The sequence below is a fragment of the Jiangella alkaliphila genome, from assembly GCF_900105925.1.
Classification (GTDB): Bacteria; Actinomycetota; Actinomycetes; order Jiangellales; family Jiangellaceae; genus Jiangella; species Jiangella alkaliphila.
Genome location: NZ_LT629791.1, coordinates 1983029 through 2002416, shown reverse-complemented (window position 1 = coordinate 2002416; position 19388 = coordinate 1983029). Strand labels below are relative to the sequence as shown.

At 73.6% G+C, this 19388-nt stretch carries 17 protein-coding genes; 12 read left to right on the top strand and 5 right to left on the bottom strand.

What is annotated here, in order from left to right; genetic code table 11:
* Positions 1 to 15: 15 nt before the first annotated feature.
* The 7 genes from BLV05_RS09425 to BLV05_RS09395 all read left to right on the top strand — a co-directional run bounded on the left by BLV05_RS09425 (position 16) and on the right by BLV05_RS09395 (position 8563).
* Positions 16 to 1305 (top strand): ABC transporter substrate-binding protein, encoded by a 1290-nt coding sequence (locus tag BLV05_RS09425; RefSeq protein WP_046770272.1) that lies wholly within the window; start codon positions 16 to 18, stop codon positions 1303 to 1305.
* Positions 1306 to 1312: 7 nt separating this feature from the next.
* Positions 1313 to 2233, top strand: coding sequence for a carbohydrate ABC transporter permease (locus BLV05_RS09420; protein ID WP_046770271.1), 921 nt, complete (start codon positions 1313 to 1315; stop codon positions 2231 to 2233).
* 100 nt (positions 2234 to 2333) lie between these two features.
* Positions 2334 to 3149 (top strand): carbohydrate ABC transporter permease, encoded by an 816-nt coding sequence (locus BLV05_RS09415; RefSeq protein WP_046770270.1) that lies wholly within the window; start codon positions 2334 to 2336, stop codon positions 3147 to 3149.
* Positions 3150 to 3180: 31 nt separating this feature from the next.
* Positions 3181 to 5406 carry a glycosyl hydrolase family 28-related protein gene (locus tag BLV05_RS09410; protein ID WP_046770269.1) on the top strand — a complete coding sequence of 742 codons (2226 nt, stop codon included), beginning with the start codon at positions 3181 to 3183 and terminating at the stop codon, positions 5404 to 5406.
* A gap of 5 nt (positions 5407 to 5411) precedes the next feature.
* A complete protein-coding gene (locus BLV05_RS09405) occupies positions 5412 to 6362 on the top strand; it encodes a glycoside hydrolase family 26 protein (RefSeq protein ID WP_152690874.1) in 951 nt (316 codons plus the stop codon).
* A 43-nt stretch (positions 6363 to 6405) separates the two neighbouring features.
* Entirely contained in the window at positions 6406 to 7251 is an 846-nt protein-coding gene (locus tag BLV05_RS09400; RefSeq protein ID WP_046770268.1) for an SDR family oxidoreductase, read from the top strand.
* Positions 7252 to 7282: 31 nt separating this feature from the next.
* Entirely contained in the window at positions 7283 to 8563 is a 1281-nt protein-coding gene (locus tag BLV05_RS09395) for an MFS transporter (RefSeq protein WP_046770267.1), read from the top strand.
* Positions 8564 to 8637: 74 nt separating this feature from the next.
* Here BLV05_RS09395 and BLV05_RS09390 read toward each other — a convergent pair whose 3' ends face one another.
* Positions 8638 to 9258 carry a TetR/AcrR family transcriptional regulator gene (locus BLV05_RS09390; RefSeq protein ID WP_046770266.1) on the bottom strand — a complete coding sequence of 207 codons (621 nt, stop codon included), beginning with the start codon at positions 9256 to 9258 and terminating at the stop codon, positions 8638 to 8640.
* Between the two features lie 65 nt (positions 9259 to 9323).
* On the opposite strand from BLV05_RS09390, the gene BLV05_RS09385 reads away from it, so the two are divergent.
* The gene (locus BLV05_RS09385; protein ID WP_046770265.1) at positions 9324 to 10205 is read left to right on the top strand and encodes an alpha/beta fold hydrolase; all 882 of its coding nucleotides are present in this window, start codon (positions 9324 to 9326) and stop codon (positions 10203 to 10205) included.
* Here BLV05_RS09385 and BLV05_RS09380 read toward each other — a convergent pair.
* A complete protein-coding gene (locus tag BLV05_RS09380) occupies positions 10154 to 11398 on the bottom strand; it encodes an MFS transporter (RefSeq protein WP_046770264.1) in 1245 nt (414 codons plus the stop codon). The two genes, BLV05_RS09385 and BLV05_RS09380, sit on opposite strands and share 52 nt — an antisense overlap.
* A 54-nt stretch (positions 11399 to 11452) precedes the next feature.
* Between BLV05_RS09380 and BLV05_RS09375 the strand changes: the two genes are divergently transcribed.
* Positions 11453 to 12367 (top strand): ArsR/SmtB family transcription factor, encoded by a 915-nt coding sequence (locus BLV05_RS09375; protein ID WP_046770263.1) that lies wholly within the window; start codon positions 11453 to 11455, stop codon positions 12365 to 12367.
* Between the two features lie 54 nt (positions 12368 to 12421).
* Here BLV05_RS09375 and BLV05_RS09370 read toward each other — a convergent pair whose 3' ends face one another.
* From BLV05_RS09370 to BLV05_RS09360, 3 genes are all read right to left on the bottom strand, one after another.
* Entirely contained in the window at positions 12422 to 13453 is a 1032-nt protein-coding gene (locus tag BLV05_RS09370) for a M14 family zinc carboxypeptidase (protein ID WP_052762711.1), read from the bottom strand.
* A 104-nt stretch (positions 13454 to 13557) separates the two neighbouring features.
* The gene (locus tag BLV05_RS09365) at positions 13558 to 15378 is read right to left on the bottom strand and encodes an AfsR/SARP family transcriptional regulator (RefSeq protein ID WP_052762710.1); all 1821 of its coding nucleotides are present in this window, start codon (positions 15376 to 15378) and stop codon (positions 13558 to 13560) included.
* Positions 15379 to 15444: 66 nt separating this feature from the next.
* Complete coding sequence (locus BLV05_RS09360; protein ID WP_046770262.1) at positions 15445 to 16395, bottom strand: NmrA/HSCARG family protein; 951 nt, start codon at positions 16393 to 16395, stop codon at positions 15445 to 15447.
* Between the two features lie 80 nt (positions 16396 to 16475).
* Here BLV05_RS09360 and BLV05_RS09355 point away from each other — a divergent pair, with 80 nt between their 5' ends.
* Genes BLV05_RS09355 through BLV05_RS09345 form a run of 3 tightly spaced genes read left to right on the top strand, consistent with a single transcriptional unit; the run spans position 16476 to position 19258 of the window.
* A complete protein-coding gene (locus tag BLV05_RS09355; RefSeq protein WP_046770261.1) occupies positions 16476 to 17198 on the top strand; it encodes a class I SAM-dependent methyltransferase in 723 nt (240 codons plus the stop codon).
* Positions 17191 to 17697 (top strand): metallophosphoesterase family protein, encoded by a 507-nt coding sequence (locus tag BLV05_RS09350; RefSeq protein WP_046770260.1) that lies wholly within the window; start codon positions 17191 to 17193, stop codon positions 17695 to 17697. Before BLV05_RS09355 ends, BLV05_RS09350 begins: the two co-directional genes overlap by 8 nt.
* A gap of 49 nt (positions 17698 to 17746) precedes the next feature.
* Positions 17747 to 19258, top strand: a complete 1512-nt coding sequence (locus tag BLV05_RS09345; protein WP_046770344.1) for a CYTH and CHAD domain-containing protein — start codon at positions 17747 to 17749, stop codon at positions 19256 to 19258.
* Positions 19259 to 19388: the final 130 nt, after the last annotated feature.

The window sequence follows — 19388 nt, the reverse complement described above, 5'->3', positions numbered from 1 at the left end:
GTCCAAGGAGGGACGATGAAACACCGCGTACTGACAGGCATCGCCGGCATCACCGCCGCCGCCCTGACCCTGACCGCCTGCGGAGGCGGCGACGACGGCGGCGACTCGACGTCGGACGGCCCCGCCGCGCTGCGGATGACCGTGTGGACCGCCGACGAGGCGCAACTGGCGCTGTTCCAGGAGATCGCCGACGCCTATGTCGCCGACCACGCCGACACGGTCTCCGAGATCAGCTTCGAGACGCTGCCGTTCGAGGACTACACCACCGGCATCACGACCCAGATCGCCGGCGGCAACCCGCCCGACCTCGCGTGGATCTTCGAGTCGTCGGCGCCGGAGTTCGTCGCCAGCGGCGCGCTGCTGGACCTGCGCCCGGTGCTGGAGGAGACCGAGGGCTACGACGTCGACGACCTCGAGCCGGACGCGCTGCGGCTGTGGGAGAACGACGGCGGCCTCTACGCGTACCCGTTCTCGAACAGCCCGTTCGGCGTGTTCGTCAACACCGACCAGCTGACGGCGGCCGGCCAGCCGCTGCCCGCCGACCTGATCGCCGCCGGCGACTGGACGTGGGACCGCGCGGCCGAGATCGCCGCGGCGACCGCCCAGACCAGCGGCAAGGCAGGGCTGGTGGTCCGCGACTTCGACTTCGCGCTCTGGGAGAACCTCGGCACCATCTGGTCCAGCTTCGGCGCCCGGCCGTGGTCGGAGGACGGCTCCAGCTGCGAGTTCACCTCGCCGGAGATGATCGACGCGCTGACCTGGATCCACGACCAGATCTTCACCACCGGCGCCATGCCCGGACCCGGCACGACGGCGGACTTCTTCGCCGGCGACGCCGCCCTGACCGTCACGCAGATCAGCCGGGCGTCGGCGCTGGACGACAGCTTCGGCTGGGACCTCGTGCCGCTGCCGGACGGCCCGGAGGGGCACGTCAACGTCATCGGCCAGGCCGGCATCGGGGTGTTCGCCGACGGCCCGAACGCCGAGGTCGCCGCGGACTTCCTGGCGTACTTCACCAGCCCGGAGAACGCCGAGCGGCTGGCCGCGTACTTCCCGCCGCCGCGGACGTCGCTGCTGACAGCGCAGACGCTGCAGGGCGCCAACGCGAAGCTGACGGTGGAGCAGCTGCAGGCGGTCGTCATCGACGGCATCCCCGGCGCGGTGACGAAGCCGGCGCACGCGAACTTCGCCCAGCTGCAGCAGGCGATCCGGGCCGAGCTGGACGCGCTGTGGACCGCCGACGCCGACGTCAACGCCGTCGCCGAGTCGGTCTGCGCGGCCGCCGAGCCGCTGCTGGCGGGCTGAGGTCACCATGGCGACGGCGACTCTCGGCCCGCCTCGGCGGCGACGACGCGGGCTGAACCGGCGCGAGGACACCCTCACCGGCTTCGCGTTCGTCCTGCCCCAGCTCGTCGGCAGCCTGCTGTTCGTGATCGGGCCGCTGGTCGCCGTCGTCTGGTACAGCCTGCACGACTGGAACGTGCTGGCGAACAGCTTCACCTACTCGGGCACGGACAACTACGAGCGGCTGGCGTCGGACCCGGGCTTCCACGACGCGCTGCGGGCCAGCGGGATCTTCTCCGCCGGCCTGGTGCTGCTCAACGTCGGCCTGGCGCTCGCGCTGGCGGTCATGCTCAACCAGCGGCTGCCGGGCACGGCGACGTTCCGGGCGTTCTTCTTCTCCCCGGTCGTGGTGTCGCTGGTGGCGTGGACCATCGTGTGGGGGTTCCTGCTGCAGGCCGACGGCGGCATCAACGGGTTCCTGTCGCAGCTGGGCATCGACGGGCCCAACTGGCTGCGCGAGGGGCCGACGGCGATGCTCTCGGTGATCGTCGTGCAGGTGTTCAAGAACGTCGGCCTCAACATGGTGCTGTTCCTGGCCGCGCTGCAGGGCGTGCCGAAGGAGGTCCGCGAGGCCGCGACCATGGACGGCGCGTCGCCGTGGCGGTCGTTCTGGTCGGTGACCGTGCCGCTGATCAGCGGGACGATCCTGCTGGTGTCGATCCTGACGGTGGTCGGCTCGCTGCAGGTGTTCGCGCAGATCGCCGTGCTCACGCAGGGCGGGCCGGGCACGTCGACCACGGTGATCGTCTACTACCTCTACCAGCAGGCCTTCCAGTTCCAGGAGTTCGGCTACGCCAGCGCCGTGTCGGTGGTGCTGTTCGTGATCGTCGCGATCCTGACGTTCGTCCAGTGGCAGACACGGAGGCGGTGGGTGTTCCATGAGGTCTGACGTCGTCGAGGCTCCGGTGGCCGCGGGAGGCGGGCCGGGGGCGCCGGGGTCCGCAGCACCGGCGCCGCCACCGTCGCGCCGCCGTCGGCGCCGTCCGGCCATGATCGTTGTGTTCGCACTGCTGTGCGTGCTGGCCGTGCCGTTCGTCTTCCCCACCTGGTGGATGGTGACGGGCAGCTTCAAGCCGATGAGCGAGATCCTGCGGATCCCGCCGACGCTGTGGCCGTCGTCGCCGACCACCGAGGCGTACGGCCAGGTGTTCGACCTGCAGCCGTTCGCGCAGCAGTACTGGAACAGCATGTACATCGCGGCGCTGGTCACCGTGGGCACGATTCTGGTGTCGTCGATGGCCGGCTACGCGTTCGCCCGCATCCGCTTCCCCGGGGCGAACCTGCTGTTCGGCGTGGTGCTGGTCGGTCTGCTGGTGCCGGCCGAGGTCACCATCGTGCCGCTGTTCCGGCTGGTCAACTGGGCCGGGCTGATCGACACGCACTGGCCGCTGATCGTCATCCCGATCGTCGGGGCGCCCAGCGTGCTCGCGACGTTCATCATGCGGCAGTTCTTCCTGACCCTCCCCGCCGAGCTGGAGGAGGCCGCCCGCATGGACGGCCTCAGCCGGGCCGGCATCTTCCGCCGCATCGCGTTCCCGCTGGCCCGACCGGCCATCGCGGCGGTCGCGATCTTCACCTTCCTGCACTCGTGGAACCTGTTCCTGGAGCCGTTGGTCTTCCTGTCCAGCCGCGAGAACTTCACCCTGCCGCTGGCGCTGACGCAGTACGTCGACGCCTACGGCGGGCCGATGTGGAACGTCCAACTGGCCGCCACCACGCTCACGGTGCTGCCGGTGCTCGGGGTGTTCCTGCTGGCCCAGCGCCAGTTCGTCGAGGGCCTGGCGAACACCGGCCTGAAGGGCTGACCTCACCTTTTCCTGCGAGAGGAGTTCGCCGATGTCGCCGAACCACCCGTCCGACGCACCATCGCTCTCCCGCCGTTCGTTGCTGGCCATCACTGCCGGCCTCGCGGCCGCACCACTGCTCCCGCTGGCACCCGCCCGGGCGGCGGCCGCCGGCTGGTCGGAGTCCGGCGTGGACCCGACGGTGTTCGGGTCGACGCTCACCGGGCTGCCGGCCGACCCGACCACCGTCGTGCTCGGCTCCCCCGGGTTCACCGCACATGGCGACGGCGTCGGCGACGACACCGCCGCGCTGCAGGCCGCCGTCGACGAGGCGTCGCGCCGGGGCATCGCCAACAAGCTCGGCGACATCCTCGGCGGCGCCCGCGGCTTCGCGCACGGCGACGGCGGCGGCGTCGTGCTGGTGCCGTCCGGCCGGTACCGGCTGTCCGCGCCGATCGACGTCTGGGACTCGGTCCGGATCGTCGGGTACGGGGCGCGGCGGCCGGTGTTCGTGCTCGGCGCCTCGACGCCCGGCTACGCGACCGGCACGCCGCGGGACCTGTTCTCGTTCCGGCGCCGGCCGTTCGGCGGCGTGCTCACGTACGCCAACAACGACACGTTCGGCTCCGGCCTGGTGAACCTCGACATCGTCGTCGAGCCCGGCAATCCGAACACCTTCGCCGTCCGGTTCGCCGGCGCCCAGCTGTGCCTCCTGCAGGACATGGACATCCACGTCGGCGAGGGCCACACCGGCATCGACCACAACGCCAACCTCATCCAGCGGGTGCGGGTGTTCGGCGGCGAGATCGGCTTCCACGCCTACGCCGCCTCAGCCGGCTGGCAGACGACCTTGCTGGACTGCCGGTTCGAGGGCCAGCGCGGCATGAACGTCCGGATGTTCAACGACGCCAAGCTGGTGGTCGTCCGATCGGTGTTCGCCGGCGCGCCGCGGGCGTTCGAGTCCGCCGTCGACCAGTGGCAGCACCTCTACGTCGAGGACTCGCACTTCCAGGACGTCGGCGACGTCGCCGTGGTGCTGAACGAGAGCTCCACCATCCCCGGCGCCGCCGACCCGCTGATCCGCGGCAGCAACCAGCTGACGCTGCTGAACTGCACCGCCGCGGGCACGCGCGACCTGCTGCTCCTCGCGCAGACCGGCGAGCGGACCCGGGCCCGTACCGCGAGCAGCCGGATCAAGGAGCTGACGTACGGGCTGCGGGTCGAGCGCGCGCTGTCGTCGGCCGAGAGCCGCACCGACGGCGTCCACGCGGACGTCGTCGGGGCCGCTGGGACGGGCTGGACGAAGCGGATCCTGCGCACCGACGTGCCCGACCTGCCGCCGGTCGGCGAGTGGACGAACGTGGCCGACGTCGCCGCCTCGCTCGGGCGGACCATCGGCGCAGGCGAGGACGACCTCGAGGTGTTCCAGGCCGCCGTCGACCGGTACGACACCGTGTACGTGCCGATCGGGCAGTACGTGCTCAGTGACACCCTGCGGCTGCGTCCGACGTCGAACCTCATCGGGCTGCATCCCCGGCAGACGTGGTTCCTCGCCGCCGACGGGCACCCGAACTTCACCGACCCGGACGCGCCGCGGGCACTGGTCGAGACCCCGCTCGGCGGCCGGAACATCGTCGTCGGGCTCGGTGTGGACACGGCGAAGCAGACCCCCGGTGCGGTGAACCTGCTCTGGCAGTCCGGCGACGGGTCGTACCTGGCCGACATCGCGACGCAGTTCATCAAGTGGCACCCGGACGACATCACGTCCGGCGACCCGGGCTACACCTACCGCGGACGGCACAAGTACAGCATCTGGGTGCGCGGCGGCGGTGGCACGATCGCCAACGTCTGGAGCATCAACGGCTGGGCCGACAACGGCCTGCTGGTCGAGGACACCGACGTGCCCGCACGCGTCTACGAGATCTCCGTCGAACACCACGAGCATCGCGAGGTCGTGCTCCGCAACGTGCACGGCTGGCGGTTCCTCGGCCTGCAGACGGAGGACCACATCTACGGCTGGCGGTCGCAGGCCGTGGAGATCACCGGCAGCTCCGGCCTGCTGTTCGCCAACCCGGTGTTCTTCCGGGTCGCGACCGTGCTCGGGCCGTACCCGTACGCCGTCAGCGTCCAGGACTCGAGCGGGATCGTGCTGCGCGGCAACCGCGGCTACCGCAACATCGAGCCGCAGTTCACCCAGTGGGGCGCCGCGGTCGTCGACCACGGGACCGGGCGGAAGGTGCCGGAGATCGAGTTCGCGCTGATCGAGATCGCGGGGTGAGGGCGATGGAGCGACGCGACTTCATCAAGCTCACCGCCGGCACGGCCGTGGCGACCGCGTTGGGCGCCGGCGTCGCACGTGGCGCCGCACCCCGCGACCGCAGCGAGCTGATCCCGTCGGCCGGCGCCCACTTCGGCGCCTACGTGTATGCCGGGAACGACGCCGGGGTCTCACAGCCGGAGTCGCTGGAGACGAAGATCGGCCACCAGCTCGGCATCAACCACTGCTTCCACCACGCGGGCGAGCCGCCACACACGCAGCGGTGGCAGAACGACATTGCCGCCGGCCGGATCCCGATGATCTCGTGGGGCGCCGGGCCGCAGGCACGGCTGCAGGAGATCCTCGACGGGGTGCACGACGTCGAGATCGAGGGCCAGGCGACCTTGCTGGCGTCGCTCGGCGCGCCGCTGTTCCTGCGGTTCACCTGGGAGTTCGACCTGCGCTACACCGACACCGGGCTGTTCACGGACACCTGGCGGTACGTGCACTGGAAGTTCCTCGTCGCGGCGCCGAACGTCGCGTTCGTCTGGTGTCCCACCTGGCGGGCGTACCGCGAGACGTTCAAGGCCGACGCCTTCTACCCCGGCGACGACCATGTGGACTGGATCGCCGCCGACGCGTACGCCCGCCCGCACACCGACCCGGCCTACCACTACCGCCCGTTCGACCTGATGTTCGACGCGGCGCACGCGTTCGCCGTCGAGCACGACAAGCCGTTCATGGTCGGCGAGACCGGCGTGCACCGGGCCGCGGTGGACTCGGTGCAGGCGAGCTGGCTGACCACCACCCGCGCCGTCGTGAAGGCGGACTACCCGCGGCTGAAGGCGTTCGTCTACTTCCACCGCGACGGCGACGCCCCCGACGGCGACGACTGGCGGGTCACCGTCCCCGACGGCGGCCCGGCGCAGCAGGCGTTCGGCGCCTTCGCGCACGACCCGTGCTTCAACCCCTCGTGAATTGCGGACAGAAAGTTACCGGAAGGGGTCCTACCGTCGAGGCATGACGAACAACGCACCCACATCCGTCCTGGTCACCGGCGCTTCGGGCAACGTCGGCCGGCCGTTGGTCGATCAGTTGCTCGGCGCCGGGCACCGGGTCCGGGCGCTGACCCGCGACCCGGAGCGCGCCGCCCTGCCGCCGGCCACCGACGTCGTCGCCGGCAACCTCAAGGACGCCGGCAGCCTCGACGCCGCGTTCGAGGGCGTGGCCGCGGCGCACCTCATCGGCTTCGACGCCGCCGACTACTCCCCGCTCGACAACGGCGCGGAGATCGCCGAGACCGCCCTGCGCAAGGGCGTGCGCCGGGTCACGCTGCTCAAGGGCGAACTGGAGAAGAGCGACCTGGAACTGGCCATCGAGGCGAGCGGCCTGGCGTGCACCTCCCTCGCGCCGGTCGAGTTCATGTCCAACGTGCAGGAGTGGGCCGACTCGATCCGGTCCGAGGGAGTCGTCCGCGACGGCTTCCCGGACATCCCGTCGGCCATGGTGCACGACGCCGACATCGCCTCCGTCGCGGCGGCCGCGCTGACGGGCGGCGCCGAGCATGCCGGCCAGGAGTACTGGCTGACCGGGCCCGAGGCGCTGACCGCGCCGCAGAAGGTCGCGGTGATCGGCGAGGTGCTCGGCCGGCCGATCCGCTTCGAGGAGCTGTCCCAGGACCAGATCGTCGGCCAGTGGCGGGAGCAGGGCTTCTCCGACGAGGAGGTCGAGTTCTTCCTGCTGATGCGGACGAACCCGCCGGAGGCCGGCTACACCGTGCTGCCGACCGTCGAGCAGGTCACCGGGCGGCCGGCCCGGACGTTCGCGCAGTGGGTCGCCGAGCACCGGGCCGTCTTCGGCGGATGAGGCTCGGCCGCTAGGTTGCTAGCATGCTCGCATGAGCAACCGCCGGCTCGCCGTGGGCATCGTCGCGCTCGAGTTCGCCGCGGCCGTAAGCACGTTCGTCGGGTCGACGCTGCTGCCGATCGTCGCCGCCGACCTCGGCGCCCGCGACCGGCTCGGCCTGCTGATCGCCGGCGGCACGCTCGGCCTGTTCGTCGCGATGCCGCTGGCCGGGACGGTGCTGCGCGGGCTGGGCGCCGGGCGGACGCTGGCGGCCGGCACGGCCTTCTACGTCGGCGGGCTGGTCGTCGCGGCGACAGCGCAGCAGGCGTGGGCGTTCGCGCTCGGCCGGTTCACCGCCGGCGCCGCGGGCGGGCTGCTCGCCGTCTTCGGGATCAGCGCCGCGATCCGGCGGCTGGACGAGCGGCTGCGCTTGAAGGTGGTCGCCGCGTCGTCGGCGATGTGGATCCTGCCCGCGATGGTCGGCCCGGCCGCGACGCTCGCGCTCGAACACGCGGCCGGCTGGCGGTGGGCCCTGCTGGCGCCGGTGCCGGTCGTGCTGGCCGGGCGGTTCCTGGTGGTAAGCGCGGTCCGCGGCGAGCCGCCGTCCGGTGCCGGGCGGGATGACGGGCCGGATGACGGGCCGGGTGACGGGCAGCGGCTGCGGCCGGTCGCGCTGCTCATCCCGGCCGGCGCGGCGGCCGTCGTCCTGGCCGGCGGGGTCTGGCCGGTCGCCGCCGTGGGCGCGCTGGCCGCGGTCGCCGGGACGATCGCGCTGCTGCCCGCGGGGACGGCCCGGCTGCGGCGCGGAGCCCCGGCGGCACTGGCCGCGATGACGCTGTTCGGCGCCGGGTACGTCGGCGCCGACAGCCTCGTCACCGTCCTGCTGACCGACGAGTACGGCGTCAGCCTCGCCCGGGCGGCGGCCGTGCTCGGCGCCGCGCCGCTGGCGTGGGGCCTGACCAGCCTGGTCGTCACCCGGCTGGCGCCGGAGCGGCAGGTCCCGGCGGCCGGGCTCGCGCTGACGGCGGCCGCCACCGCCGTCCTCGCCGCCGGGCCGCGCGAGTTCGCCGTCGCGCTGGTCGCCTGGGCCCTCGGCGGCGTCGGGGTCGGGCTGGCCTACCCCGGCCTCTACCTCCGGGCGACCACGGGGACCAGCGCGCGGGCGGCACAGCTGGCGACGGCGGTCATCACGGCCGAGACCGTCGGCGGACTGCTCGGCCAGGCCGGCGGCGGGGCGCTGGCCAGCACGAGCCTCACCGCCGCCTACGGCACGTTCGCCGTCATGCTCGCGGCGGCCGCCCTGGCCGCCACCCGCTCCCCCCGACCCCGTTGATCATGGAGAAGGTCGGCTCTCGACGGCCAGGAAACCCGACCTTCTCCATGATCAACGGGCAGGGGGCGAGGGTGTCAGGCGGGGCGCGCGGCCGGCGTCAGGAACCCCGTGAGGAGCCGGCGGGCGACGTCCACCATCTCGGTTCGGGCGGTAGCGGGATCGGCCGCGGAGGCGACGTACATCGCCGCCTCGTCCGCGACCGCGATCAGCGCGTGGGACAGCGGGACGATCGGCTGCCGCTCCACCTCGCCCGCGGCCATGCCCTGTTCGAGAAGGGCCTGGATGAGCCCCAGGACGTGGAACTGGCAGATCTCGCGCCACCGGGCCCAGCCCAGTACCGACGGGCCGTCGACGAGCACGATGCGCTGGATGTCCGGCCGATCGCAGAGCTCGAGCCACGCCTCCACCGCGCGCAGCATGACCGCCACGAAGCCGTCCTCTGCCGCGGCGCCCGCGACCTCGGCGAGGTGCTGGGCGACCTCGGACTCGACGTCATCGAGCACCGCCGCGAACAGCTCGGTCTTGTCGGCGAACTGGTGATAGAGCGCTCCCCGGCTGACGGAGGCCTCGCGGACGATCGCCTCGGTGCCCACGCCGGCGAAGCCCTGAGCGGCGAAGAGCCGCCGGCCCGCGGCGACCAGCGCGATGCGGGTGGCGGCGGACCGTTCCGCTTGAGTGCGACGCTTAACATTCATACTGTCTGTATGTTACCTTACGTGCAGCCTGTTTGTTTGTGTTCTTGAGTCTAGGAGGTCCTCCCATGGCCACGATCGAGCTCTCCGCCGGCGAAATGCACTACCGCGTCGCGGGACCGGACACGTCCGCCGCGCCGCCCGTCGTGTTCGTCCACGCGCTGCTCACCGATGGGAGGCTGTGGTCGAGGGTGGCCGACCTCCTGGCGGAGCGCGGGATCCGGTCCTACGCGCCCGACTGGCCGCTCGGCGCACACCGCACGGCCATGAAGCCCGACGCCGACCTGTCGCCGCGCGGCGTCGCGCGCCTGGTCGTCGAGTTCCTCGACGCGCTGGACCTGGACGCCGTCACGCTGGTCGGCAACGACACCGGCGGCGCGCTGGCCCAGTTCGTCATCGACGAGAACCCCAGCCGCGTCGGACGGGTCGTGCTCAGCAACTGCGACGGCCTCGACGTCTTCCCTCCCACGCCCTTCAAGCCGCTGTTCGCGCTGCTCCGGAACGAGCGCCGCGCCCGGTTCCTGGCCGGGCAGATGCGGGTCCGCCCGCTGCGGCAGTCCTGGCTCGGGTTCGGCCTGCTGGCGCACGACCTCCCGGCCGACCTGACCCGCTCCTGGATCGAACCCGCGCTCAGCGACGACGGTGTCGTCCGCGACCTGGTGCGGTTCCTGAAGGCGGCCGACGCGGACGAGCTGCTCGACGTCTCGACCCGGCTGGACCGCTTCCCGGGCCCCGTCTCACTGGTCTGGGGCGCCGACGACCGCGCCTTCACAACCAAGCTGGGCCGGCGGCTCCAGGGGGCGTTCCGCGACGCCACCTTCGTGTCGGTGCCCAAGGCCCGGACCTTCGTCCCGCTCGACGCGCCGAAGCGGTTCGCCGACGAGATCGAGGCGATCGCTCAGGACGTCGCGTCGGTGAGCGAGCGCAGCCGCCGCAACGGCGACAGGTAGAGCGGCACCCACACCAGCGCCAGCACGCCGGCCCCGGCCCAGAGCGCCGCCCGCGGGCCGGCCGTCGCGCCGATCAGCCCGGACAGCCCGGCGCCGATCGCCACCGAACCGGTCAGCAGGAACCGCATCGTCGCGTTCTGCCGCCCGAGCAGGTGGTCCGGGGTGACCCGCTGCCGGAAGCTGACCAGCACGACGTTGTCGACGGAGATCTTGAAGACCAATACCACCCAGCCGGCGCCGGCCACCCAGAGCCATGGGCCGGGCCCGATCAGCGGCACCAGCAGCCCGGCCGGCCCGACCAGCACGCCGAGCAGCCACAGCGCACGGCCGGCTCCCAGCCGGCCGACCACGCGGGTCGCCGTCGCCGCGCCGATCAGCCCACTCACCCCGCCGACGGCGAAGAACAGGCCGAGCACGCCGGGCGACAGGCCCAGCCGCTGTACGACCAGCACCGGCAACATGACCAGCACCAACTGCATACCGAGGTTCGTCATCGCCCCGGCCACGGCGACGGAGCGCAGGATCCGGTGGCCGGCCACGAACCGGACGCCGGCGGCGATCGAGCGGACCAGCGGCTCGCGTGGCGCGCCGGACGTCGCGACGGCGGGCTCACGCCGCCGGATCCCGGCCAGGAACCCGCCCGACAGCACGTAGCCGGCCGCCGTCGTGACCATCGCGACCGGCGCCGACGCCAGTTGCACCAGGAACCCCGCGGCGCTCTGCCCGCCGATGTGCACGACGGAGTCGATGCTGCCGAGCACCGAGTTGGCCGACATCAGCCGGTCCCGCCCGGCGACGTGCGGCAGGTAGCTCAGCGCCGAGACGTCGAAGAACACCGTCGCGAACCCGGCCAGCAACGCCACGAGGTAGAGCTGCTCCATCGTCAGCAGGTCCAGCCCCCAGGCGATCGGGATCGACGCGTAGAGGGCCGCGCGGACGAGGTCGGCGGCGACCATGATGCCGCGGCGGCGGGCCCGGTCCACCCACACCCCGGCGGGCAGCCCGATCAGCAGGAACGCGGCGGTCGTCAGCGTCGCCACCAGCCCCACCTGGCCCGGCGAGGCGTCCAGCGCGATGACGGCGACCAGTGGCAGTGCGAACGAGCCGACCTCCATGCCCAGCTTGCTCGCGGTCGCGGCGGCGTAGAGCAGGTGGAGGTCGCGCCGCGGTCGCGGCGGGGCGGTGACGGTCATGGCGTCACCCTCGTGGCTGGCGGCCGCGCTGCCGAGAGATTTAGGCTGAGCTGAATGCTCGAGCTGACCTTCACCGCCCAGGACCTCTCGCTCACGCGGTTCGCCTTCTCGCCGCTGTGGGAGGTGGTCGCGAGCGTCCGGGTGCTGCGCCAGCCGGCCGCGCACGCGCTGCAGCTGCCGTGGGTCAAGGCGACGCGCGAGCGGCTGGCCGGCTCCGGCCTGGACCTGCGCCCGCTCACGACCCAGGTGCCGGCGGCCGGCCGGACGCTGCCCGGCTACCTCGCGCCCACCCCCGTCACGCCGACGCCCGAGCTGGACGACGAGCTGGCGCTGCTGCGCGCGACCGACCCGGCGCTGGTGACCGGCGGGCGGCCGGCGCTGGACGCGCTGGTCGAGACGGTCGCGGCGTACTGGGAGCTGGCGCTGGCGCCGTCGTGGCCGCGGCTGCGCGACCTGCTCGAGGGCGACGTGCTGTACCGGGCCCGGCGACTGGCCGCCGGCGGCGCACCGGCGCTGTTCGCCGACCTCGACCCGGCGATCGCGTGGTCCGGCGACGCGCTCACCGTCAGGCACGTGTCGGTCAGCGAGACCCGGCGGCTGCGCGGCCGCGGCCTGGTGCTGGTGCCGTCGGCGTTCCTGTGGCCGCACGTCGCCTCGAAAACGGAGGAGCCGTGGCAGCCGGTCGTGCGCTACCCGGCCCGCGGGGTCGCGACACTGTGGGAGCGCGGCCGGCCGGCGGCACCCGATGCGCTGGCCGGGGTGGTCGGCCGGTCCCGGGCGCTGCTGCTGGCCCAGCTGGACTCCCCCGCGTCGACCGGCGAACTGGCCCGCCGCACCGCGCTCACCGCCGGCGGCGTCTCGCAGCACCTGGGCGCGTTGCGCGCGGCCGGCCTGGTGACGTCGCACCGCACCGGCCGGGTGGTCCTCTACGCCCGGACGGCGCTCGGCGACGCGCTGCTGGGCGGCTGACCAGGAACCGGGGCCGGCCCGCGCACGTTACGGGCCGGCCCCGGGGTCGGTGGGTCAGAACCGGCCGCACTGCTCCTGGCTCGCGAACGGCAGGTCCTCGTACCCGGACACGTCCTGCGTGGCGAGCGACCCGTCGGCCGCGGCCCGCAGGACCGCCATCGTCGGGATGCGGAACAGGTTCTCCAGTTGCCCGTTGCTCTTCTGTCCTACGGAGCGGACCTCGTAGAAGATCGCGCCCATCGTCGGGCTCTGCAGGACCGGCTGCTCACCGGCCGGCGCGGTGCCGCCCATGAGCATGCGGCTGAGGCCGGCGTTGGTGATGTCGATCAGCGGGTAGTGCGCGACGTTCGCCAGCCCGTACTGGTCCAGTGCCTCGACGCTGGCCATGGCCATCTGACGGTTCGTCAGCCACTGCTCGGCCGTCATCCGGCTCGGGTCGATGGAGCGGGCGCCGATCTGGAACTGGTTGAGGTCGTTCGTGCCCTCGACGATCGGCGCCTCGCCCATGTGGTGCAGGTCCAGGGCCAGCTCCGGTGCGACGTCGCGCCACAGCCTCCAGAACGCGACGGTCTCGGGCTGGGCGAAGTTCTCCCAGTCGCGGTTGAGGTCGATGCGGGTCGGCGTGGTGCTCTGCCGGATGTTCGCCTCGGCGCCGTCGGGGTTGTACATCGGGATCACGACGACGGTGAGGTTCTCGCGGATCAGCCGGGCGTCCGGCGAGCCGCTCGCCAGGTGGTCGAGGATCTGCAGCACGGCCTCGGTGCTGTGCAGCTCGTTGCCGTGGATGCGGGCCTGCAGCCAGAACGTCGTCGGGCCGGTGCCGACGGTGGCGTGGTACAGCTCGCGCCCCTCACCGGAGGCGCCGGCCGACTGCACGCTGACGCGGCCCTGGCTGGTCCGCTCGATCCGGTCCAGCGCCTGGACGACGTCGTCGTAGCCGGCGACGCTGGACAGGCTGACGTTCTGATCCTCCTGCAGGCACGGGCCGCCGGGCACGTGCGGCGGCTCGGACGCCGCCGTCCCCGCGCCGGTCAGAACGGTGGCGAGCATGCCGAGTCCGGCGAGCCCGGTGACGAGTCTGCGCATGGTGCCCTCCTAGCCGGGTCGCCGGAGTACCGAACGCCCGTGGTCGGTGACATGGCACCCACGTCATCGCCGGGCCGGGCGAAAAGGGCACGCCCGAGGACGGATCAGGGCACGGCGCGCAGCAGGGTGCGGACGTCGTCGCGGCCGGGCGCGCCGTAGCTCTCGCGGGCGCGGTGCCGGGCGAACGTCCGCAGCGGGGCCACGTACGCGTAGGCACCGGGCCCGGTGGCGGTCAGCAGATGCAGGTCGACCAGCGACTCGACCAGCGCGGCGGCGGCGTCGAGCGGCAGCCCGAGCACCTGCGCCGCCATCGCCGGCGTGACCTCCGGCAGCTCCGGCACCGACAGCAGCAGGAACGCCCGGACCTGCTCGGGCGCCAGGCCCACGAGCATCGCGTCGTACGGGTCCTCGATCGCCGAGCACTCCGGCGGGCGCACCGGCGAGCCCGGCTCAGGCCGGTGCAGCCGCTCGAGTGCGACGGCCAGCGTCCAGTCCGGCCGCGACGCGATGCGCTCGCCGAGCGTCTGCACCACCTGCGGCAGCCCGCCGGCTCGGCCGAGCAGCGTGCGGGCGGCGTCCGGCTCGCGGCGCAGCCGCTCGGCCCCGACCAGCCGCTCGAGCAGCGTCCGCGCGTCGTCGCCGGGCAGCACGCCGAGCGTCAGCCAGCGGGTCGCGGCCAGGCCGTAGAGCCGCTGCCGTGCGGTCACCAGCACCGCCGCGCCGCCCGCGCCGGGCAGCAGCGACCGCACCTGCGCGCCGTCGCGGGCGTCGTCGAGCACGATCAGCAGCCGCCGGTCCGCCGACAGCGTGCGCCAGAGCGTGGCCCGCTCGCCGGCCGAGCCCGGCAGCTCGCCGGCCGGCACCCCGATGCCGCGCAGCAGCTCGGTCAGCGGGTCGGCGGACGTGGCGAGGTCGACGAACAGGTGGCCCTCGGTGAAGTGGGGAAGCGTGCGCCCGAGGTGCACGGCGAACGCGGTCTTGCCGATGCGGGCCAGCCCTTCGACGCCGACGACGGGGACGGTCCCGGCCGACGGGGTCAGCGCGGCCGCCGCCGCGGCCAGCTCCTCCCGCCGGCCCACGAAGTCCGGCAGGTCGGGCGGCAGCTGGCAGGGCCGCGCGACCGGCCCGGCGAACGCCGGCGGCGACGGCCGCGGCTCGGCTGGCACCGCGTCGGGCAGGTCGAGGGCGGGGTCGGCCGCGAGGATGCGCCGCTGCATCTCGCGCAGGTCCGGGCCCGGGTAGAGGCCCAGCTCGTCGGCCAGCCGGCGCTGGACGTCGGCGAAGACGGCGAGGGCGTCGGCCTGCCGCCCGGACCGGTAGAGCGCCAGCATGAGCAGCTCGCGCGGCCGCTCGCGCAGCGGCTCCTCGGCGGCCAGCTCGGCGAGGTCGGCGGCAGCCTCGGCGGAGCGGCCGGCGCCGATGTCGGCCGCGGCGAGGTCCTCGAGCGCCGTCAGCCGCAGCTCGGCCAGCCGGACCCGTTCGAACGCGGCGAAGTCGGCCGGCACACCGGCCAGCGGGGTGCCCTGCCAGAGCGCGAGGGCCGAGCGCAACGCCGTCGCCGCAGCCGCCGCGTCACCGTCGCCGGAGCGCCACACCGACCGGGCCGCGGCCAGCAGCCGGCGGAACTCCGTCAGGTCGGTGCGACCGGCCCGGACGGCGTACCCGCCCGCGACCGACCCGACGGCACCGGGACCCAGCGCCCGGCGCAGCCGCGACACGTACGAGCGGACCATGCCGACGGCGGCCGGCGGCGGCTCGCCGTCCCAGAGCGCCGCGACCGCCTGGCCGGCCGTCACCGGCGTGCCGTCCTGCAGCAGGAGGAACGCGAGCAGCGAGCGCTGCTGCGGCGAGCCCAGCGCGACCTCGTCGTCGCCGCGCCAGGCGCGCACCGGCCCGAGCAGCTCGAACCGCAGCTCGTCGGCCACGCCACCTCCTCCGGACCCGTCGCCCACTCGTGGGAGCCAACGACGGGTCCGGAAGCGGTATTCCGATCACCTGGTCGCGGTGAACGCGTCGCGATGGGCGGCCAGCCAGCCGGCGAAGTCCTGCAGGTGCGGGTTGAGCTCGCGGACCTTCTCAGGCACCCGCGCCCCGGCGAAGGCGTCCTCGTGCTCGGCGTAGAAGAAGAACATGTTCGCGATGTCGTCGGCGCCCGGCACCGGCAGCGCGCGGACCTCGTCGAGGCTCATCGGCCGGTACTCGACCGTCTCGCCCAGCTCCTTGCTGAACGCCGCCGCGTACTCCGCGCCGGTGAGGTTCTCGCCGGAGATGCTCACCGTCTGCCCGGCCAGCTCCGGGCCGCGCGCGAAGATGCCGAACGCCGTCCGGCCGATGTCCTCCGCCGCGATGCCGGGCAGCTTGCTGTCGCCCATCGGCACCTTCACCGACAGCACGCCGTCCTCGCCGCGGGCCGGCCGGAAGAAGTCGATGAACGCCTCGAAGTAGAAGGTCGTCGACAGGTAGGTCGTCGGGACGCCGGCCTCGGCGAAGAAGGCGTCGGCCTCGCCCTTGCCGTCGAAGTGCGGCACCTTGTAGCCGCCCTCCAGGGTCGGCGCGCGGTCGTCGTCGGGGTCGATGTGCGCGCGGGTGTCGGGCAGCGTCGACCAGATCACGTGCCGCAGGCCCGCCGCCGCGGCCGCGCCGGCCAGCACCCGGGCCTGGCGCTGCTCGCGCTCGACGGAGTTGTACTCCCAGAACGCTGTGACGAAGAAGCCACCGTAGGCGCCGTCGAGCGCGGCCCGCACGCTCGCCTCGTCGTCGAGGTCGGCGGTGACGATCTCCGCACCCTGGGCGGCCAGCGCCTTCGCCGCGTCCGAGTCGGGCCGCCGGGTGAGCGCCCGGAGCGCGAACCGCCGCTCGGGGTCGTCGAGGATCGCCCGCGCGACCCCGCCGCCCTGCTGCCCGGTGGCGCCCACCACTGCAATGATCTTCTGTTCGGTCATGCTCCCAAGCAACCGCCGCGACCTTCACGTCCCGTGCATATTCGATTGACGTGCAGGTCAGCGGGCCTAGGCTGGCGCGGGTGTACACCGACGACGACGTGGCGGCGCTCTACGAGGTGCTCAACCCCTGGGGTCCCGGCGACGACTTCTACCTCGAGCGGGTCATGGCGGCCGGCTCCGTCCTCGACGTCGGCTGCGGGCCGGGCGGGTTGCTGCGCCGCGCCCGTGCCGAGGGGCACGCCGGCCGGTTGTGCGGGCTCGACCCCGACCCCGCCGCGCTGGCCCGGGCCCGCCGGCGCACCGACGTCGAGTGGGTCGAGGGCACGGCGGCCGGCCTCACCGCTTCGGGCGAGTTCGAGCTGGCGGTCATGGCCGGCAACGCGTTCCAGGAGCTCCGAGCTGACGACGACCTGACGGCGTCGCTGGGGGCGATCCGCCGGGCGCTGACGAACGGCGGCCGGTTCGCCTTCGAGACTCGCAACCCCGGCGCGCGGGAGTGGGAGTCGTGGCGGCCGGAGAACGGCATGGACACCGTCGACGCCGCCGGCCGCGAGCTGCGCGTCTGGCACGACGTCGAGGCGGTCGCGGACGGCATGGTGACGTTGACCGAGACCACGGGGACGCGCGACGGCACGGCGCTGCGGGTCGACCGGGCCACGCTCCGGTTCGTCGACGCGGCGACGTTGGGCGCGCTGCTCACGGCGGCCGGGTTCGTGGTCGAGGAACGGTACGGCTGGTGGGACCGCCGGCCGTTCGCGCCCGACAGCCGCCTGATCATCACGGTCGCCCGGGCCGATGGCTGACGCCGTCCGCGTCGCGGTGCTGTCCGACACGCACGCGCCACGGTTCTGGAAGTCCTGCCCGCCGGCAGTGGCCCGGCTGCTGGACGGCGTCGACCTCATCCTCCATGCGGGCGACGTGTGCCTGCCGGCCGTCCTGGACGAGCTGGCGGCGTTCGCACCGGTCCACGCGGTGCAGGGCAACAACGACGGCGCCGACGTCGCGGCGTGGGGCGCGCCCGAGGAGCTGCGGCTCACCGTCGCCGGCGTGCGCATCGCGATGCTGCACGACAGCGGCCCGGCGTCCGGGCGGCTGCCGCGGCTGCGGGCGCGGTTCCCCGACACCGACCTGGTGGTGTTCGGGCACTCGCACATCCCGTGGAACGAGGAGTCCGGCGGCTTCCGCGTCTTCAACCCCGGCTCGCCCACCGACAAGCGCCGCCAGCCGCGCGGCACGATGGGCCTGCTCACGCTGAGCGACGGCCGGGTGACGTCGGCCGAGATCGTCGCCGTCACGCCCTGACGCGACGACCGCCCGGTTTGTGGCGACGCGCACCGGGTAGCCGATGTACATGACGGCCTACACCGAACGCGAGCGCAAGTACGACGTCCGCGACGACGGGCCTGTGGCGCCCGTGCCGGGGCTGACCTTCGCGGGCGGGGCGACCCCGGCGGACCCGAGCACCGACGAGCTCCAGGCCGTCTACTTCGACACGTCCGACCTGCGGCTGATCCGGGCCGGGGTCACCCTGCGGCGGCGAGCCGGTGGTGCCGACGCGGGCTGGCACCTGAAGCTGCCCGGTGTGGACGCCGACACCCGGGTCGAGCTGCGGCTGCCGCTGGACGATCCGGGCGGCGGCGCGAGCGCTCCGCCGGCCGAGTTCGCGGACCTGCTCGCCGGCCAGACCCGCGGCGCGCCGCTGGAGCCGGTCGCGCACATCGTCACCGACCGGACCACCTGGCGTGTGCTCGGCGACCGCGGCCGGCCGGTCGCGGAGCTGACCGACGACCGCGTCGAGGCGACCGACCTGCGCCGCAAGACCACCGTCCGGTGGCGCGAGGTCGAGTTCGAGCTGGCCGGCGACGGCGACACCGCGCTGCTGAAGTCGGCCGACGCGCAGCTGCGCCGGCACGGGATGCGGCGCAGCTCCGCCCCGTCCAAGCTGGCCCGCGCGCTCGAGCACGAGCCTGACGCGGACCGGCCGGCGGACGACACCGCCGGTGGCCAGGTCGTCGCCTACCTGCGCCGGCAGGTCGCGACGCTGACGGCGATGGACCTCGCCGCCCGGCGCGCGGAGCCGGACGCCGTCCACCAGCTGCGGGTCGCGTCCCGCCGGCTGCGCAGCACGCTGCGGGTGTACCTCCGGCTGTTCGACCGCCGCCGGACCGAGCCGGTCCGGGCGGAGCTGCGCTGGCTCGGCCGGCGACTCGGCCCGGCCCGCGACCTGGAGGTCATGGAGGAGACGCTGACCGGGCAGGTCGCCGAACTGCCGGCCGAGCTCGTGGTCGGACCGGTCGCCGCCCGGCTGACCCGGCACTTCGCCCCGGCGCGGGCCAAGGCGGCCACGGCGGTCGAGCAGACGCTGCGGTCGCGCCGGTACCTGCGCCTGCTCGACGCGTTGAACGAGCTGATCGCCGACCCGCCGCTGACGGATCGAGCCGCCCGGTCCGCGGCCGACGAGCTGCCGCGGCACGTGCGCAGGGCGTACCGGACGACGAAGCGCCGGGTGTGCCGTATCGACGACGCCGACGACCACGAGGAGGCGCTGCACGACGCCCGGAAAGCGGCCAAGCGGCTCCGCTACGCCGCGGAGCTGGCCCGGCCGGCCGTCGGCAAGCCCGCGAACCGGCTGCGCAAGCGGGCCAAGAAGGTCGCGTCGGTGCTCGGCGAGCACCAGGACAGCGCGGTCATCATGCCGGTCGTGCGTCAGCTCGGTGCGCGGGCCGGGCAGGCCCGGGAGAACGGCTTCACCTTCGGCCTGCTGTACGACCGCCACCAGGTCGGCGCGGCCGACGCCGAGCGCCGGTTCGGCCCGGCCTGGGACCGCGTCACGGCGAAGAAGACCCGCCGCTGGCTTAACTGACCCCGTCGTCGCCCGGCTAGCCTGCTGGCGTGCTCGTTCGCGCGCCGCGGCGCCCCTGACCGTCCTGTGCTGATCTACAGCGCCGACCTCATCTCCGTGCTGCCCTGAGCCCGCTTTGCAATGAGCACCC

What these genes read in the sequence shown, in the direction of transcription:
- BLV05_RS09345 (WP_046770344.1), top strand. Translation starts at nt 17,747, where the DNA reads ATGACGGCCTACACCGAACGCGAGCGCAAGTACGACGTCCGCGACGAC.
- BLV05_RS09395 (WP_046770267.1), top strand. Translation starts at nt 7,283, where the DNA reads ATGAGCAACCGCCGGCTCGCCGTGGGCATCGTCGCGCTCGAGTTCGCC.
- BLV05_RS09350 (WP_046770260.1), top strand. Translation starts at nt 17,191, where the DNA reads ATGGCTGACGCCGTCCGCGTCGCGGTGCTGTCCGACACGCACGCGCCA.
- BLV05_RS09405 (WP_152690874.1), top strand. Translation starts at nt 5,412, where the DNA reads ATGGAGCGACGCGACTTCATCAAGCTCACCGCCGGCACGGCCGTGGCG.
- BLV05_RS09420 (WP_046770271.1), top strand. Translation starts at nt 1,313, where the DNA reads ATGGCGACGGCGACTCTCGGCCCGCCTCGGCGGCGACGACGCGGGCTG.
- BLV05_RS09380 (WP_046770264.1), bottom strand. Translation starts at nt 11,398, where the DNA reads ATGACCGTCACCGCCCCGCCGCGACCGCGGCGCGACCTCCACCTGCTC.
- BLV05_RS09425 (WP_046770272.1), top strand. Translation starts at nt 16, where the DNA reads ATGAAACACCGCGTACTGACAGGCATCGCCGGCATCACCGCCGCCGCC.
- BLV05_RS09385 (WP_046770265.1), top strand. Translation starts at nt 9,324, where the DNA reads ATGGCCACGATCGAGCTCTCCGCCGGCGAAATGCACTACCGCGTCGCG.
- BLV05_RS09415 (WP_046770270.1), top strand. Translation starts at nt 2,334, where the DNA reads ATGATCGTTGTGTTCGCACTGCTGTGCGTGCTGGCCGTGCCGTTCGTC.
- BLV05_RS09360 (WP_046770262.1), bottom strand. Translation starts at nt 16,395, where the DNA reads ATGACCGAACAGAAGATCATTGCAGTGGTGGGCGCCACCGGGCAGCAG.
- BLV05_RS09375 (WP_046770263.1), top strand. Translation starts at nt 11,453, where the DNA reads ATGCTCGAGCTGACCTTCACCGCCCAGGACCTCTCGCTCACGCGGTTC.
- BLV05_RS09400 (WP_046770268.1), top strand. Translation starts at nt 6,406, where the DNA reads ATGACGAACAACGCACCCACATCCGTCCTGGTCACCGGCGCTTCGGGC.
- BLV05_RS09390 (WP_046770266.1), bottom strand. Translation starts at nt 9,258, where the DNA reads ATGAATGTTAAGCGTCGCACTCAAGCGGAACGGTCCGCCGCCACCCGC.
- BLV05_RS09410 (WP_046770269.1), top strand. Translation starts at nt 3,181, where the DNA reads ATGTCGCCGAACCACCCGTCCGACGCACCATCGCTCTCCCGCCGTTCG.
- BLV05_RS09370 (WP_052762711.1), bottom strand. Translation starts at nt 13,453, where the DNA reads ATGCGCAGACTCGTCACCGGGCTCGCCGGACTCGGCATGCTCGCCACC.